The following is a 15,803-nucleotide window of genomic DNA, read 5'->3' as shown; positions in this document are numbered from 1 at the left end:
CCCTATTCCTTTCACGGAATCGCTCATAGACACGTTTGGCGTGCAATCAGGGCCGGGTTATGGCCCCGAAAGGGGATCATTTAGACAAAATTACGGCACGCTCTCAGGCGAGGCGCCCGTGACAATGCTTGAACTTCTTGCCTGACCCGCAGGGGCAACGGTCATTGCGGCCCGGGTTGCCCCATGTGGCCGGATCAGCCTCATCAAAGCCAATTGCGGCGTCCTCCACGGAATCTGCATCGGTCTTTGGACCGGACTGGGCCGCCTCGAATTCAGCTTGCTGCGCTGCCATCTGCTGGATCATGGCCTGCCGCTCTTCATTGGTCATGGGCTGGACCTGGCCAAGTTTCTGCGTCACATCCTGGCGCAAACTGTCGAGCATGCCTTCAAAAAGCTGAAAGCTTTCGTTCTTGTATTCATTCAACGGATCGCGCTGCGCATAGCCACGAAAGCCCACGACAGAACGAAGATGCTCAAGTGTCAGCAGGTGCTCGCGCCATTTGGCGTCGATCGTCTGCAGCAGCAACTGTTTTTCGATGGTGCGCATGTTCTCTTCGCCAAAGGCCTCGGCCTTTTCGGCCATCATCTTGTCCGTGGCCTCGATCAAGCGTTCGCGGATCACGTCGTCATCCACGCCTTCTTCTTCGCACCAGGCGATGATGGGCAGATCGATGTTCAGCTGCTCGATGGCGGCGGCATAGAACCCTTCGGCATCCCATTGATCGGCATATGATTTAGGCGGCATGTAGGTATCGATCAGATCGTCGATCACCTGATGGCGCATGTCCTCTGTGATGTCGTGCAGATCTTCCGCTTCCATGATGTCACGACGCTGACCAAAGATCACCTTGCGCTGTTCATTCATCACATCGTCAAACTTGAGCAACTGCTTGCGGATGTCAAAGTTGCGGCCTTCAACCTTGGCCTGTGCCCGTTCAAGTGACTTGTTGACCCAAGGGTGAATGATCGCTTCGCCTTCCTTGAGGCCCAGCGTTGTCAGCACCTTTTCCAGCCGTTCAGAGCCGAAAATGCGCATCAGGTCGTCTTCGAGCGACAGAAAGAACCATGTCTTTCCCGGATCGCCCTGACGGCCGGAACGGCCTCGCAGCTGGTTGTCAATCCGGCGGCTTTCATGCCGTTCTGACGCCAGCACATAGAGCCCGCCAGCCTCAAGAACCTTCTGCTTTTCATCCGCATGCTGCGCTTCGATTTCCGCGCGCAACTTTTCGGGATCAGCCTCAGGATCTGCAGTCAGCGCCTCCAGCACCTTCAACTCGACGTTACCGCCCAGCTGGATATCCGTCCCGCGCCCGGCCATGTTGGTGGCGATGGTCACCGCACCCAATTTGCCTGCCTCAGCAATGATCTGGGCTTCCTGCTCGTGCTGGCGCGCGTTCAGCACGTTGTGTTCGATACCCTCAGCGGTCAGCATCTGGCTCAGCAACTCAGACTTTTCGATAGAGGTCGTGCCGACAAGGCAGGGCTGGCCCTTTTCATGCGACTTTTTGACCTGTTCGATCATCGCGGCGTATTTTTCGCCCACCGACCGGTAAACGGCATCGTCCTTGTCTTGGCGGGTGACCGGCAGGTTGGTCGGCACTTCGACAACGCCCAGACCGTAGATTTCGGCAAATTCATCGGCCTCGGTCAACGCGGTACCGGTCATGCCTGCCAGTTTGGCATAAAGGCGAAAGTAATTCTGGAAAGTCACGGAAGCCAGCGTGACGTTCTCTGGCTTGATCTCGACCTCTTCCTTGGCCTCGATCGCCTGATGCAGACCATCAGACAGGCGGCGGCCCTGCATCATGCGTCCGGTAAATTCGTCGATCAGCATGACCTCGCCGTCCCGCACGATGTAATCTTTGTCCTTGGTGAACAGCTTGTGCGCGCGCAGACCCTGATTGACGTGATGCACAATCGTGGTGCTCTCAGGATCGTAAAGCGACTGGCCCTCTTCCATAAGGGAACGCGCACGCAGTTGTTCTTCGAGAAACTCGTTGCCTTCATCGGTGAAGGTCACGTTGCGGGTCTTCTCATCCAGTTCGAAATGTTCATCCGAAAGGGACGGGATCAGCTTGTCGATTGTCACGTAAAGTTCTGACCGGTCTTGCGCGGGTCCTGAGATCACCAGCGGTGTCCGTGCCTCATCGATCAGGATTGAATCAACCTCATCCACAATCGCAAAATTGTGGTGCTTTTGCATGATCTCATCAAGGCTGGCCTTCATGTTGTCGCGCAGATAGTCGAACCCAAGCTCATTGTTGGTGGCGTAGGTGATATCGCAGTTATAGGCCGCGCGCTTTTCGTCTTCGGGCATGTTTGACCAGACGGCCCCGCAGGTCAGGCCAAGCGCGTTGAACACCTTGCCCATCCATTCGGCGTCTCGTTTGACGAGGTATTCGTTGACAGTGACGATATGCACGCCCTTGCCCGTCAGTGCGTTCAGATAGGCAGCAAGGGTCGCGGTCAGTGTCTTGCCTTCGCCCGTTTTCTGTTCGGAAATATTGCCTTGATGCAGGAAAATTGCCGCCATCAACTGCACATCAAAGGCCCGCAGACCCAGCGCACGGCGCGCGCCTTCGCGGCAGTTGGCAAAAGCTTCGGGCAGAAGATCGTCAAGGCTTTCGCCCTGCATTGCACGCTTTGCCAGTTCCTCGGTCTTCTCTTTGAGACCCTCATCGGACAGCTTTTCAAATTCAGGTTCCAGCGCGTTGATCTGGTCCACCAGCGGGCGTGTCGCCTTGATTTTGCGGTCATTGGGGGTGCCAAAGACCTTTTTGGCGATTGTTCCGATACCCAGCATGTGCTCTCCAGCCGTCTTGTGATCTGATCGTGATTTGATCTGCTTGCCCAGCGCGATGTCAGCCCATAGATAGACGGGTGAAAGGGCGCCGGAAACTGCCCATAGGGCGATGTAAGGGTCGCACCAATTACTGTCAATGTAGCAGCCCCCGGATGGGCCAACGGTTAGGACAATCCATGCAAAAAACACTCACTTTTCTGGCACCTTTTGCGCTGGCCGTCGGCCTTGCGCTGCCTGTGGCTTCACAGGATGCCCCCGGCGCAGATACGGTCGTGGCCACGGTCAACGAGACCGAGATCACGCTGGGGCATATGATTGCTGCGCGCGCGCGCCTGCCTGAACAGTATCAGCAATTGCCAGACGAAGTGTTGTTTAGCGGCATTCTGGACCAGCTGATCCAGCAGGCTGCGATTTCCGACACGTTTGAGGGTGATTTGCCTGCTCGTGTCACGAAATCCATCGAAAACGAGCAGCGTTCGCTGATCGCCGGTGAAGCCCTTGAGCTGATCATGGCGGCCCCGGTCAGCGATGACGAGATCAAGAAAGCGTACGAGGCCAAGTACTCGGATTTCGAAGCTGCGCAGGAATTCAATGCTTCTCACATACTTGTGGAAACCGAAGAAGAGGCAAACGCGCTCAAGGAACAGCTGGACGGGGGTGCGGATTTCGCAGCGCTGGCGCGCGAACACTCCACGGGTCCGTCTGGCCCCGGCGGCGGTTCGTTGGGTTGGTTCGGGAAAGGCATGATGGTTCCGACATTTGAAGAAGCCGTAGTGGCGATGGAGACTGGGCAGGTATCGGCCCCGGTCAAAACCCAGTTCGGCTGGCACGTGATCAAGCTGAACGACGTGCGCGACACGAATGCACCTGAAATGGACACTGTCCGCGATGAACTTGAAATGGACGCCCGTCAGGCGCGTGCGACAGCGGCCATTGACGAGATTACTGCGGCAGCATCCGTCGACCGCACGGCCAGCGAAAGCATGGACCCCGCGATCCTGAAAAACCTCGAATTGCTGGAGTAATTCATGGCTGATGTGACTGCGGTGTCGCCACTGGCACCGGATCGTTTTCCGGACCTGCCGGTGATCAGCGGGGTGCGCTTTGCCACAACGGCCGCCGGGGTCAAGTATCAGGGCCGCACGGACGTCATGCTTGCGGAATTGGCCCCGGGGACAGCCATCGCGGGCACGTTTACGCGGTCATCGACCCGCGCCGCACCCGTGCTGGATTGTGAGGCCAAGATCGGCACAGTCTCGGATGCAGGCGCGGCGATCCTTGTCAATTCCGGCAACGCCAATGCCTTTACCGGAAAAGCAGGTGTTGATGCGGTTGCGGCAATCACGGCGAAAGTCGCTTCGGTTTGCGACATCCCCCAGTCACGCGTTTTTACCTCTTCGACGGGGGTGATCGGCGAACCCCTGCCACACGAGCGGATCACTGGCATTCTGGCCGACTTGCGCGCGAATCTGGACGCCGGTCGCATTGCTGACGCCGCCAAGGCCATCATGACAACAGACACTTTCGCAAAAGGCGCGGCTGCCACGGTCAAGATTGGCGGGGAAACCGTCTCAATTGCGGGGATTGCTAAAGGCTCCGGTATGATTGCGCCGGATATGGCGACGATGCTGGTCTACATCTTTACCGATGCTGTGATCGAGCAAGAGCAATTGCAGTCGATGGTCTCTGCCCACACCAACGCCACGTTCAACTGCATCACCGTGGACAGCGATACATCTACCTCTGATACCCTGATCATGGCAGCGACGGGTGCATCAGGCGTCGATGCCTCAGACAGCACCAAATTTCTCGGTGCCCTGCATGACGTGATGCTTGAGCTTGCTCACCTGGTCGTCAAAGACGGTGAAGGAGCGACAAAATTCGTCGAGGTGGCTGTGACTGGGGCCCAAAGTGACAGGGATGCGTATGTTCACGCCATGTCGATCGCCAATTCGCCGCTGATAAAGACCGCGATTGCCGGTGAAGACCCGAACTGGGGACGTGTAGTGATGGCCATTGGAAAATCTGGTGCTGCGGCGGACCGAGATCGGCTTTCCATCCGATTTGGCGATGTCGAGGTTGCCAAGGATGGCTGGCGCAGCGCTGCGTATTCCGAGGCTGACGCCGCCGCGCATATGAAAGGGCAGGACATTGTTATCGGTGTCGATCTGGGTCTGGGCGGAGGAAAGGCCACGGTCTGGACCTGCGATCTGACCCATGGCTATATCTCGATCAATGCGGACTATCGTTCTTGAAAACTGTTCTTGTCTCTGCCGTTGCCTTGATTGACGTTGATGGTCGCGTGCTGATTGCCCAGCGGCCCGAAGGCAAATCCATGGCCGGGCTTTGGGAGTTTCCCGGCGGCAAGGTCGAGCCGGGGGAGACCCCCGAGGTCGCGCTGATCCGTGAACTTGAGGAAGAGCTGGGGATCAATACGTGGTCGTCGTGCCTTGCACCGCTCACATTCGCCAGCCATTCCTACGATGAATTCCACCTGCTGATGCCTCTTTTTGCCTGCCGCAAGTGGGAAGGCACACCAGTATCACGCGAAGGTCAGGCGCTTAAATGGGTTCGAGCCAGCGCGCTAAAGGACTACCCCATGCCCGCTGCAGACATCCCCCTGATTCCCGTATTGCGGGATTGGCTCTGAATCTTCTGGCCAAACAAGCATTTCCCGCTAGTGTTCAGGTATCTTCTGGGGGGGAGAATCTGATGCTGCGCACAATCACACTGGGAACTTGCGTTTCGATACAGGGTATTTTCGTCAAGGAAATGCCGGACGGACGGATTGTTGTGAAGGTTGACGATGCTGTCTTTGCAGGTAAGCCGATCATCCGAAAACACTGAAATTCAATGACAAAGGGCCGCACGACTGCGGCCCTTCATGTTTCAATTCATCTGTAGCCTGATCAGCTCAGTTGACGTTCGACTTCTTCACGCTCAAAGATTTCGATCACGTCGTCAGGGCGAATGTCATCATAATTTTCAAACGCCATGCCGCATTCCTGACCGGACTGAACCTCTGGCACTTCGTCTTTGAAACGCTTGAGCGTCTTAAGCGTGCCTTCGTGGATCACCACGTTGTCCCGCAGCAGGCGCACGCCGGCAGAGCGGCGCGCGACGCCTTCGGTGACCAGACAACCGGCGACCTTGCCGACGCCCGTAACCTTGAAGACCTCTTTGATAGACGCGTACCCGATGAAGTTCTCTTTGATCTCATTCGACAGCAAGCCGGAAGCCGCCGCTTTGACGTCATCCACCAGATCGTAAATCACCGAATAGTACCGGATCTCTACGCTTTTCTGATTGGCTGTGTTCCGGGCGGACGCATTGGCACGGACGTTGAAACCGATGATCGGCGCGCCCGAGGCTTCGGCCAGACCCACGTCTGTTTCTGTGATCGCGCCCACACCAGAGTGCAGCACGCGCACGCGCACCTCATCGTTGCCGATCTTTTCCATCGCCTGAACGATGGCTTCGGCAGAACCCTGCACATCGGCTTTGACCAGAATGGGCAGTTCACTGACATCCTCGTCCGCCTTGGCGTTGGCCATCAGCTGTTCCAGCGTGGTGGCCGCACCGGCAGCAGCGCGTTTGTCCTTGGCGGCTTTCTCGCGGTAATCCGCGATCTCGCGCGCCTGGGCTTCTGTATCAGTCACGTTCAGCACATCGCCTGCTTCAGGCGTGCCATTCAGGCCCAGAACTTCGACAGGCACGGAAGGACCAGCCTCTTTCACGCGGTTGCCCTGATCATCGACCAGTGCACGGACCTTGCCGTATTGTTCACCCACAACAAAGATATCACCCTGCCGCAGTGTGCCGTTCTGCACCAGAACCGTGGCAACCGGGCCACGGCCCACGTCGAGCTGTGCCTCGATCACGGCGCCAATGGCCGCGCGGTCGGGGTTGGCTTTGAGTTCAAGAATTTCTGCCTGCAGCGCAATGGCTTCCAGCAGTTCGTCCAGACCCTGACCCGTGATAGCCGACACTTCGACGTCCTGCACTTCACCAGACATCTTTTCGACGATGACCTCGTGCTGCAGAAGATCTGTGCGCACCTTGTCAGGATCAGCCGCCGGGCGGTCAATCTTGTTGATGGCAATGATCATCGGCACCTTGGCGGCCTTGGCGTGGTTAATCGCCTCGATGGTCTGGGGCATGACCGCGTCATCAGCCGCAACAACCAGCACGACGATGTCCGTTACCTGAGCGCCGCGTGAGCGCATCGAGGTAAAGGCCGCGTGGCCGGGCGTGTCGAGGAAGGACAGAACCTGCCCGCTATCGGTTGTTACCTGATAGGCACCGATGTGCTGAGTGATCCCGCCAGCTTCGCCGGCGACAACCTTGGCGTTGCGGATGGCATCCAGAAGCGAGGTTTTACCATGGTCAACGTGGCCCATGATGGTGATGACGGGCGGACGCGGCTTGAGGTCCTTTTCGTCATCTTCGATTTCCTTGATGACGTCTTCGACGTCCGCATCGGAAACACGCACAACTTTGTGGCCGAACTCTTCGATGATCAGCTCGGCGGTATCGGCATCGATGGTTTCGTTCTGCGTGACCATCATTCCATTGTTCATCAACGACTTGACGACTTCACCGACCTTTTCAGACATACGGTTGGCAAGTTCAGAGACGACAATCGCCTCAGGCAATTGCACGTCACGCACCACCTTTTCGCGTTCGACCGGGCCACCCATGGCCTTTTGCCTTGCGCGTTCCTGCTTGCGCTTCATCTGCGCCATCGAAAGCTGACGACCGCCCTCGCGGCCTGACAGCGCCTGGTTCAGCGTCAGCTTGCCGGAACGACGGCTGTCGTCCTGACGGTTCTTCTTGTTGGTGTCCTGGCGGTCGCGATCGTCCTTGCGGGGCGTCGGTGCGCCGGATTTGTTGGGCGCACTGCGCGCGGGCGCGGGCTCTGCCGGGGGTGCAGCGGCGGCTTGGGCAGCAGCGGCCGCTTCACGGGCCTTGCGCTCGTCCTCTTCGGCTTTCGCCTTGAGGCTTTCCTCGCGCTCGCGTTCTGCGGCTTCCTTGGCTTCCTGTTCGGCACGGCGGCGCTCGCGGTCTTCGGCACGCGCCTTTTCCTCTGCCTGACGGGCAGCGGCTTCTTCGGTCTCGCGGGCCTTGGCGGCCTGAACGGCCTTCAACCGGCGGTCCATCTCTGCGTCGGAAATGCCGGCGGGGCGCTTGGAAGGGTCACCAGTGGGCTTTGCCTTGGCGGCGCCGCCAGGCTTGGCCGCACCCGGCTTGGGCACCACAACGCGCTTGCGCTTGGTTTCCACCACGACGTTCTTGGTGCGTCCGTGGCTGAAGCTTTGCTTCACATTGCTGGGACGCGAACCGCCCAGACCAAGTGTTTTTCTGCCGTCAGTATCGCTCATTACGATCGTCTATCCTTTCGACGGGCCCTTGCCCGTCTCCTTTTGGCGCACGCCCTTAAGTCTTTGGGCTTCCTCTACAACACGTTGCGTGAGTCCACCAGAGGCGAGTGCGGCATGTATCACGGTTTGGCGTCCGAATGCCAACCCAAGTTCATCTGCCGTCAACCACCCGATATAGTGGCCATAATGCGGCGTGCTCAGTTTGCTTTTTCCGCGGCCTGATCCGTCCACAGCCTGGATCAGCACTTCGGCTTCTTCTGTTTGCAGCCAGCCTTTGACTTTCTCATAGCCAGCCACTGCCCGTCCCGACTTGCGCTGCAGCGAGATCAGATCGACCACGCGTCGCGACAGCTGCTTTTCCACCTCATCGGCCAAGCCATCCGGTACGCCGACCGGCTGTTTGGCGCCACGGGAAAAAAGCTTCTTTTTCACTGCTAGATCCAGCGCCCCCCGATCGGCGGCCACATAAATCCCTCGGCCCGGCAGTTTGCCCAGAATATCCGGCACAACCTGCCCTTCGGGCCCTGCCACAAATCGTACCAGCCCATACTTCGGCTGCACGTCACCCGTGGCAATGCACTTGCGTTCCGGACCGTCGCTGCGGTCATTTGAGGCGCCACCGCGACCCATCAGGTGCCTCCGAGGCCTGAAATCAGGCCTCGGCCTCCTCTTCTGCAAGCGCTTCTTCGCCGTCTTCTTCGGCGTCGGCCTCCAGATCGGCAGGATCGACCCAGCCCAGCATCACGCGAGCGGTCATGATCAGGTCCTGCGCTTCTTCGAGGGACACATCATAGGGCTCCAGCGTGCCGTCATCTTTGACGCGCTCGCCGTCTACAGTCGTCCAGCCCCCGGCCAGTTCCCAATCGGCACAGGTGGCGAAGTCTTCCAAAGTCTTCACATCATCCTTTGCCAGTGCCTCAATCATTTGGGGAGTCAGTCCCTCGAAATCAATAAGGCTGTCTTCGACGCCCAGCGCACGGGCCGCTTCCAGATGCGCCTTATTGCGTGCTTCGAGCACGTCGCGGGCACGGGCCTGCAGTTCATTGGCGGTATCTTCGTCCACACCGTCAATGACCAGCAGTTCGTCCAATTCGACGTAGGCGACTTCCTCAAGGTTGGTGAACCCTTCGGAGACCAACAACTGGGCGAAGAATTCGTCCAGGTCCAGGTTGTCCATGAACAGCTTGGTGCGCAGTTCAAACTCGGCCTGACGGCGCGCGCTTTCCTGCTCTTCGGTCATGATGTCGATATCGAGATTGGTCAACTGCGAAGCCAGACGCACGTTCTGGCCACGACGACCAATCGCAAGGCTCAGCTGTTCCTCAGGCACCACAACTTCGATCTTGCCCGCTTCCTCGTCCAGAACCACTTTGCTAACCTCAGCAGGCTGAAGCGCGTTCACAAGGAACGTGGGCTGATCTTCATTCCATGGAATGATGTCGATCTTTTCGCCCTGAAGCTCGTTGACAACCGCCTGCACACGGGAGCCCCGCATACCAACGCAGGCACCGACAGGGTCGATAGAGCCATCATAGCTGATCACAGCAATCTTGGCACGCGAACCGGGGTCACGGGCAACCGCCTTGATCTCGATTATTCCATCGTAGATCTCGGGCACTTCCATCTTGAAAAGCTCTGCCATGAACTCTGGTGCTGTGCGTGACAGGAAGATCTGCGGCCCGCGCTGTTCACGGCGCACATCCTTGATGTAGACCCGGATGCGGTCATTGGGGCGATAGCTTTCCCGGCCGATCTTTTCGTTCCGGCGCAGGATCGCTTCGCCTGCACCCACGTCGACGATGACGTTGCCGTACTCCTCGCGCTTGACCTGACCGTTGATGATTGTTCCGGCGCGGTCCTTGAATTCCTCGAACTGGCGATCCCGCTCGGCTTCGCGCACCTTTTGCAGGATCACCTGCTTGGCAGACTGCGCGGCGATGCGACCCATCTCGACGGGCGGAACCTCTTCGACCAGCTGCTGACCCACTTCGGGGTTTTCCATGTACTGCTTGGCCTGTTCGACGGTGAATTCAGCCTGATAGTTCTCAAGCTCTTCATCCTCGACCACGGTCCGGACGCGGGTAAATGTCGCCTTGCCGGTCTTGCGGTCGATCGACACGCGAATGTCCATTTCCGCGCCGTAGCGGGACTTGGCCGCACGGGCGAGCGATTCTTCCATCGCTTCGACGACCAGCCCGGGGTCGATCATCTTTTCACGTGCCACCGCTTCGGCGGTTTGCAGCAGTTCCAGCTGGTTGGCAGATGTAATGGCCATCTTAAGCGTCTCCCTCAGACGTTTCTTCGATAATGTCATCGAATTTGGTATCGTCGATTGCGCCCGACGCTTTGCGCTGGCGCAGCATTTCCTTGATCAAATCATCCGTCAGCACCAGCTTGGCATCCGCCAGCCAGTCAAACTGCAATCCGATGGTGCCTTCAGTCACGTTGATCAGCACCTCGTCGCCCTCGACCCCTGCAAGCGTGCCCTTGAAGCGGCGGCGGTTGTCGATGGCTTCGTCCGTTTCCAACTTGGCCTCGTAGCCTTCGAACATCTCGAAATCCTTGAGCCGCGTGAGCGGGCGGTCGATGCCGGGGCTTGAGACCTCAAGCGTGTATTCGTCCAGAATTGGGTCTTCTACGTCCAGCACAGCGCCGATGGATTGGTTGATGATGGCAAGATCATCCACTTCGATGCCGCCATCCGGCTTGTCAGCCATGACCTGCAAGGTTGTCGATTTGCCTGACATCAGACGCACGCGCACCAGTTCAAACCCGAGATCCTCGATCACGGGTGTGATGATCTCGGCCAGTCGACGGTCCATCGCGGCCTTGGCAATCAGGGTGTTGGGCAGGTCGTGGGTCATGGGTTCCATAAGGCACAAAAAAACGGGCGCGCGGCCCGTTGGTAAGGTCGGTGGTGCGTTTGGTTTGGACCCGAACGCGCCGCTGTTGAAGGGCATATACGCAGCGTTGCCTGAGTCTGCAACCCCTCAGGCAAACCACCAGCGTTCTGCGGCACGCAGGTTATCGAGAGGACGGGCTGTTCCGACCTGCTTGGGCAAGGCCAGATCGGTGGAAAAAGCGGTGTCGGTATCGTGTCGGTATAACGTCGGTATGACGTCGGTATTTTCCACCGATTTGAGGTCTGCAGCATCGATAAGACCTTCGGCAAGGGCCTGCGCGCGGACAGAAGCAGCCGGAATGGACACCAGCTCGACCTCGTCGAACCAGCCTGCTGTTTCGCCCTTGTAGTGATCCACCACCCGTTTGGTAAGCACCTGCTGACCGGGCGCGAAGTGTTTGACGCGGTAGAGGCCTGTTCCGATACCGGACCCCATGGCATGCGCCGCAGAGATGTAAAAGGCAGGGTCCGCCAACCGCATGGGGAGAGCGGCGTCGGGCGTGTGCAGTGTGAACATGACCTGATGCGAACCGATGGCCTGCACACTGCCCTCAGCAAAGCCTGCAGCACTTGCCACAACATCGGCTGCGGTAAAGAGAGTGCCATCGTGGAACGTCGCATCGCGGCGCAGATCAAAATGCCAAACGCGGGCGTCTTCGGAAGGGGTCCAACTGGTCGCCAATTCACCGCGCAATGTCCCGTCTGCGCTGATTTCCGTCAGGGTGTCAAAAACCAGCCCCTGCCGGGCCACCTGCATAAAGAGGCCGTCGCCACAGCCCCAAGTGTCGCTGCGGTCCGCGCCGGAAAGCGCCATGCGCAACCGACCGCCCGATTTGGGAAAGCCTGCCGCTGAAACGCCGGTTGCCGCCAGCAGCGTTGCTGCCGCTGCGCTTGCGAACAGCGCACGTCTGTCCATCAGGGGGTTGCGGCGCGTCATAGGGCGGCGATCCCATTCATCACACGCACGAGCTCGGCGCTGATCCCCGGCTCTGACAGGGCGTGGCCCGCATTACGCACCATCTTGAGTTCGCTGTTGGGCCATTTGCGCGACAGGGCATAGGCGCTGCTGGGTGGGCAGATCATGTCATAGCGCCCCTGCACGATCACGCCCGGGATATGGGCAATGCGGTTCATGTTCGCGAGTATCTGGCCATCGGTTTCGAGAAAGCCCGCGTTGGTGAAATAGTGGTTTTCCAGCCGCGCGAAAGCACGGGAATAATCAGCCGGCCCTTCGGTTGCCCCGCCGGATGAGTGGATCGAGGCCAGGGCATTTTCCCATGCCGCCCAGGCGCGGCCATAGCGTTGTTCCATCGCCAGATCGCCGGAAAAGAGGCGCCGGTGATAGGCGGCAATCAGATCATCGTGTTCATCCTGCGGGATCAGATCGGTAAACCGCGCCCAGACTTCCGGCCAGAACTTGCCAGCCCCACCACCGTAGAACCAGTCAAGTTCGCCTTGGGTCATCAGAAATACGCCGCGCAAGATCAGATGACTGACCGCGGTGGGGTGCGTTTGGGCGTAGATCAGCGAAAGTGTCGCCCCCCAAGAGCCACCAAAGACGATCCAGCGGTCGATTCCCAGCGTTGTGCGAATCAGCTCGATATCCGCGACCAGATGCCAGGTGGTGTTATCGGTGACCGACGCATGGGGCCGCGAACGGCCACATCCGCGCTGATCGAACAGAATCACCCGATAGACAGCAGGGTCGAAATACCGGCGCATTGACGGGCTGCATCCGCCACCGGGACCGCCGTGCAGCACAACGACGGGGATGCCATCGGGGTTGCCGCATTGCTCTACGTAGACCTGATGCCCTTGCCCAACCGGCAGCATCCGCTGATCAAAGGGATCTACGGGCGGATAAAGATATTGAACTGCGCGCTTTTGGTCAGGGTATTTATCCATCACCGCCCTATATACTCTTCAACAATAGAGAAACATAGGTGTGCTGACATGCAATCGGAAACAACCACCGCGACCGCACAATCAACTGTCGACCCGGCAGAGATCGCCAAGTTCGAAGCGATGGCCGCCGAATGGTGGGACCTGAACGGCAAGTTCAAGCCACTGCATATGCTGAACCCCTGCCGGTTGGATTACATCACGACCCAGATCGCAGGGGAATTTGATCGGGACCTCAAGGTGCCTGCGCCTTTTGCAGGGTTGCGTATTCTCGATATCGGGTGCGGCGGGGGCCTTTTGGCCGAACCGATGGCCCGGCTTGGGGCAGAGGTTGTGGGCGCCGACGCGGCAGAGCGAAACATACCGGTGGCGCAGATCCATGCGGAACAGTCGGGCCTCGAAATCGATTATCGCCACACCACAGCAGAAGCGATGGCGGAAGATGGCGAAAAGTTTGACGTTGTGCTGAATATGGAGGTGGTTGAACACGTGGCCTCGCCCATCGACTATCTGACGGCATGCCATGATCTGCTTAAATCCGGCGGGCTGCACATCTGCTCAACTATCAACCGCAATCCGAAGTCCTATATGATGGCCATCATCGGCGCGGAACATGTGATGCGCTGGCTGCCCAAAGGCACCCATGAGTGGTCCAAGTTCATCACGCCGGATGAATTGTTTGACCTGCTGCGGCAGGCCGGACTGGATCCGGTGGATCGCAAGGGGTTTGTCTTTAATCCGGTCAAATGGACTTGGGGCCTTTCGGACCGCGATCTGAGCGTGAACTACGTGACCGCCAGCCTGCGGCCCGCCGACTGAGGCATCAGCGCTTCACTCTTGCCGCCGTTTGCGATACCGCCCTTGGAACATTTGTTTTGGGTTCCGACACGTCATGAGCATTGATCTTCCAACACCCCTCGCGCCGCTCAATATCGGGACGCGGGGGTCGCCCCTTGCGCTGGCACAGGCGCATGAAACGCGCGAACGGTTGGCAAAGGCGTTCAACCTGCCGTTCGAGGCATTTACCATCGTGGTCATCAAGACGACGGGCGACAAAGTGTTGGACCGGCCTTTGAAAGAAATTGGCGGCAAGGGGCTTTTTACCCGCGAGATCGAAGAAGACCTGACTGCTGGTCGTATCGACATTGCCGTGCATTCGATGAAGGACATGCCGACGCTTCAGCCCGAGGGGCTGATCCTGGATACGTATCTGCCGCGCGAAGATGTGCGGGATGCGTTTGTCTCGCCGCGTGCAAACGGGCTGGAGGATCTGGCAGCAGGTACGGTCGTTGGAACCTCGAGCTTGCGACGCAAGGCCCAGCTGAAGCTCAGGCGCCCGGATCTGGAGGTCGTCGAGTTTCGCGGAAATCTGCAAACCCGACTGCAAAAGCTGGACAATGGCGTGGCAGAGGCGACGTTTTTGGCCATGGCGGGTCTGAACCGTCTGTCGCTGGATGAAGTTCCGAAAACGCCGATTGAAACAGGGGTGATGCTGCCTGCTGTGGCGCAGGGGGCCATTGGCATTGAACGGCGGATGGATGATCGGCGTACCGCCGATATGCTGGCGGCGATCCATGACGGGCCGACAGGGCAGCGACTTGCGGCAGAGCGGGCGTTTCTGGCGACGCTAGACGGGTCATGCGAGACGCCGATTGCGGGTCTTGCGGAACTGGAGGGTGAGACGATTTATCTGCGTGGGGAAGTGCTGCGCCCGGATGGGTCAGAGGCGATTGACGATCAGATGCGCTGTGCTGTCGAGGATGGCGCAGAGGCGGGGCAGGAAATGGCGACCAAGCTGCTGGCGCAGGCCGGGCCTGCTTTCTTTGACTGGCGCTGAACCGATGGACGGCAGCACAGCAACACAAATCATGATCCCTGCGTGGGTCGATGGCGACCTGCAACCGGTGGAAAAGCTGGCGGCGCATCAACGCGGTCTGCGGCATCTGGCGGTGTCGGTTTTCGTGGTGGCGGGCGATGCGATCCTGATCCAGCAGCGCGCCCTTTCGAAATACCATACCCCAGGTCTGTGGGCGAATACCTGCTGCACGCATCCGGGCTGGGGTGAAGCGCCGGAGGCCTGCGCCCATCGGCGGCTGGAGGAAGAGCTGGGCATCACCGGTCTGACGCTGGACCACCGGGGACAGGTGGAATACCGCGCCGATGTGGGCGGCGATATGATTGAACATGAGGTCGTCGAAGTGTTTCTGGCCCGCGGCACGCAGGACCTTGCCCTTGCGCCAAACCCGGATGAAGTGATGGCGACCCGATGGATCGATCATGACGCGCTAAGCTCTGAGATCGAAGCCGATCCGGCACGGTTTACACCCTGGCTTAGGATCTATCTGAAAGAACACACCGGGTTGATCTTTGGCAGCTAGTCGAGCCCGAGTTTCAACCTGATCTCACGGATGATCGGAAGGGTTTCGCGCACCTTGTCTGCGCCGATGCTGGCCACAACATCGTTGATCATCGGGGTGATTGCCGTCACGGCGGCGACATGTGCATGGCGTCCCGCCGGGCTGATCCCCACTTTTTTGCGTCGCGCATCATCCCAATCAGGGCGAATGTGAACATAGCCTGCCCACTCGAGCTTGCTGAGGGTATTTGTCATTGCTCCGCGCGTGACGTTCAGGGTCTGCGCCAGTTCGGCGGGCGTGCGTTCATCCGCGTGCCAGATCAGCGAATTGAGCACGGAGAAATGCGAGATTTCCATGCCCTTGGGCAAGACCCGCGTCAGCCTGCTGCGCACAGCCTGATCGGCCGCCAGCAGTTCGCTGAACAACATGATCGCAATCGTGTTCTGGTCTTCGGCCAT

The 15,803-nt window shown here is 58.8% G+C and carries 15 protein-coding genes; 7 read left to right on the top strand and 8 right to left on the bottom strand.

The annotated features are described in order from the left end of the window. Positions 1–103 precede the first annotated feature (103 nt). The gene (secA, locus tag H9Q16_RS15195; protein WP_191076267.1) at positions 104–2,803 is read right to left on the bottom strand and encodes a preprotein translocase subunit SecA; all 2,700 of its coding nucleotides are present in this window, start codon (positions 2,801–2,803) and stop codon (positions 104–106) included. Positions 2,804–2,979: 176 nt separating this feature from the next. Here secA and H9Q16_RS15190 point away from each other — a divergent pair, with 176 nt between their 5' ends. The 4 genes from H9Q16_RS15190 (at position 2,980) to H9Q16_RS20785 (ending at position 5,650) form a co-directional block, all read left to right on the top strand. Continuing rightward, a complete protein-coding gene (locus H9Q16_RS15190) occupies positions 2,980–3,828 on the top strand; it encodes a peptidylprolyl isomerase (RefSeq protein WP_191076266.1) in 849 nt (282 codons plus the stop codon). Between the two features lie 3 nt (positions 3,829–3,831). Next, entirely contained in the window at positions 3,832–5,058 is a 1,227-nt protein-coding gene (argJ, locus tag H9Q16_RS15185) for a bifunctional glutamate N-acetyltransferase/amino-acid acetyltransferase ArgJ (RefSeq protein ID WP_191076265.1), read from the top strand. Further along, complete coding sequence (gene mutT / locus H9Q16_RS15180; protein ID WP_191076264.1) at positions 5,055–5,453, top strand: 8-oxo-dGTP diphosphatase MutT; 399 nt, start codon at positions 5,055–5,057, stop codon at positions 5,451–5,453. Before argJ ends, mutT begins: the two co-directional genes overlap by 4 nt. Before the next feature lie 62 nt (positions 5,454–5,515). Next, positions 5,516–5,650: a hypothetical protein gene (locus H9Q16_RS20785; RefSeq protein WP_281403142.1), complete on the top strand. Its 135-nt coding sequence runs from the start codon at positions 5,516–5,518 to the stop codon at positions 5,648–5,650. A gap of 62 nt (positions 5,651–5,712) precedes the next feature. Here H9Q16_RS20785 and infB read toward each other — a convergent pair whose 3' ends face one another. From infB to pip, 6 genes are all read right to left on the bottom strand, one after another. Then, a complete protein-coding gene (gene infB / locus H9Q16_RS15175; RefSeq protein WP_191076263.1) occupies positions 5,713–8,184 on the bottom strand; it encodes a translation initiation factor IF-2 in 2,472 nt (823 codons plus the stop codon). 9 nt (positions 8,185–8,193) lie between these two features. Next, positions 8,194–8,814 carry an RNA-binding protein gene (locus tag H9Q16_RS15170; RefSeq protein WP_191076262.1) on the bottom strand — a complete coding sequence of 207 codons (621 nt, stop codon included), beginning with the start codon at positions 8,812–8,814 and terminating at the stop codon, positions 8,194–8,196. Between the two features lie 22 nt (positions 8,815–8,836). Continuing rightward, positions 8,837–10,459, bottom strand: coding sequence for a transcription termination factor NusA (nusA, locus tag H9Q16_RS15165; RefSeq protein ID WP_191076261.1), 1,623 nt, complete (start codon positions 10,457–10,459; stop codon positions 8,837–8,839). Between the two features lies 1 nt (position 10,460). Continuing rightward, positions 10,461–11,036 carry a ribosome maturation factor RimP gene (gene rimP / locus H9Q16_RS15160; protein WP_191076819.1) on the bottom strand — a complete coding sequence of 192 codons (576 nt, stop codon included), beginning with the start codon at positions 11,034–11,036 and terminating at the stop codon, positions 10,461–10,463. A 138-nt stretch (positions 11,037–11,174) separates the two neighbouring features. Then, positions 11,175–12,023: an ABC transporter substrate-binding protein gene (locus tag H9Q16_RS15155; protein ID WP_191076260.1), complete on the bottom strand. Its 849-nt coding sequence runs from the start codon at positions 12,021–12,023 to the stop codon at positions 11,175–11,177. Then, positions 12,020–12,991 carry a prolyl aminopeptidase gene (gene pip / locus H9Q16_RS15150; protein ID WP_191076259.1) on the bottom strand — a complete coding sequence of 324 codons (972 nt, stop codon included), beginning with the start codon at positions 12,989–12,991 and terminating at the stop codon, positions 12,020–12,022. Before pip ends, H9Q16_RS15155 begins: the two co-directional genes overlap by 4 nt. Positions 12,992–13,039: 48 nt before the next feature. Between pip and ubiG the strand changes: the two genes are divergently transcribed. The 3 genes from ubiG (at position 13,040) to idi (ending at position 15,366) form a co-directional block, all read left to right on the top strand. Next, the gene (gene ubiG / locus H9Q16_RS15145) at positions 13,040–13,807 is read left to right on the top strand and encodes a bifunctional 2-polyprenyl-6-hydroxyphenol methylase/3-demethylubiquinol 3-O-methyltransferase UbiG (protein ID WP_191076258.1); all 768 of its coding nucleotides are present in this window, start codon (positions 13,040–13,042) and stop codon (positions 13,805–13,807) included. A gap of 73 nt (positions 13,808–13,880) precedes the next feature. After that, a complete protein-coding gene (gene hemC / locus H9Q16_RS15140) occupies positions 13,881–14,825 on the top strand; it encodes a hydroxymethylbilane synthase (protein ID WP_191076257.1) in 945 nt (314 codons plus the stop codon). Between the two features lie 31 nt (positions 14,826–14,856). Continuing rightward, positions 14,857–15,366, top strand: a complete 510-nt coding sequence (gene idi, locus H9Q16_RS15135) for an isopentenyl-diphosphate Delta-isomerase (protein ID WP_191076256.1) — start codon at positions 14,857–14,859, stop codon at positions 15,364–15,366. Here idi and H9Q16_RS15130 read toward each other — a convergent pair. Further along, positions 15,363–15,803, bottom strand: coding sequence for a MarR family winged helix-turn-helix transcriptional regulator (locus tag H9Q16_RS15130; RefSeq protein ID WP_191076255.1), 441 nt, complete (start codon positions 15,801–15,803; stop codon positions 15,363–15,365). The two genes, idi and H9Q16_RS15130, sit on opposite strands and share 4 nt — an antisense overlap.

The sequence above is a fragment of the Sulfitobacter aestuariivivens genome, assembly GCF_014763045.1.
Lineage (GTDB): Bacteria > Pseudomonadota > Alphaproteobacteria > Rhodobacterales > Rhodobacteraceae > Sulfitobacter > Sulfitobacter aestuariivivens.
The sequence above is the reverse complement of the archived record's forward strand: the minus strand, read 5'-3'. Positions and strand labels throughout refer to the sequence as shown.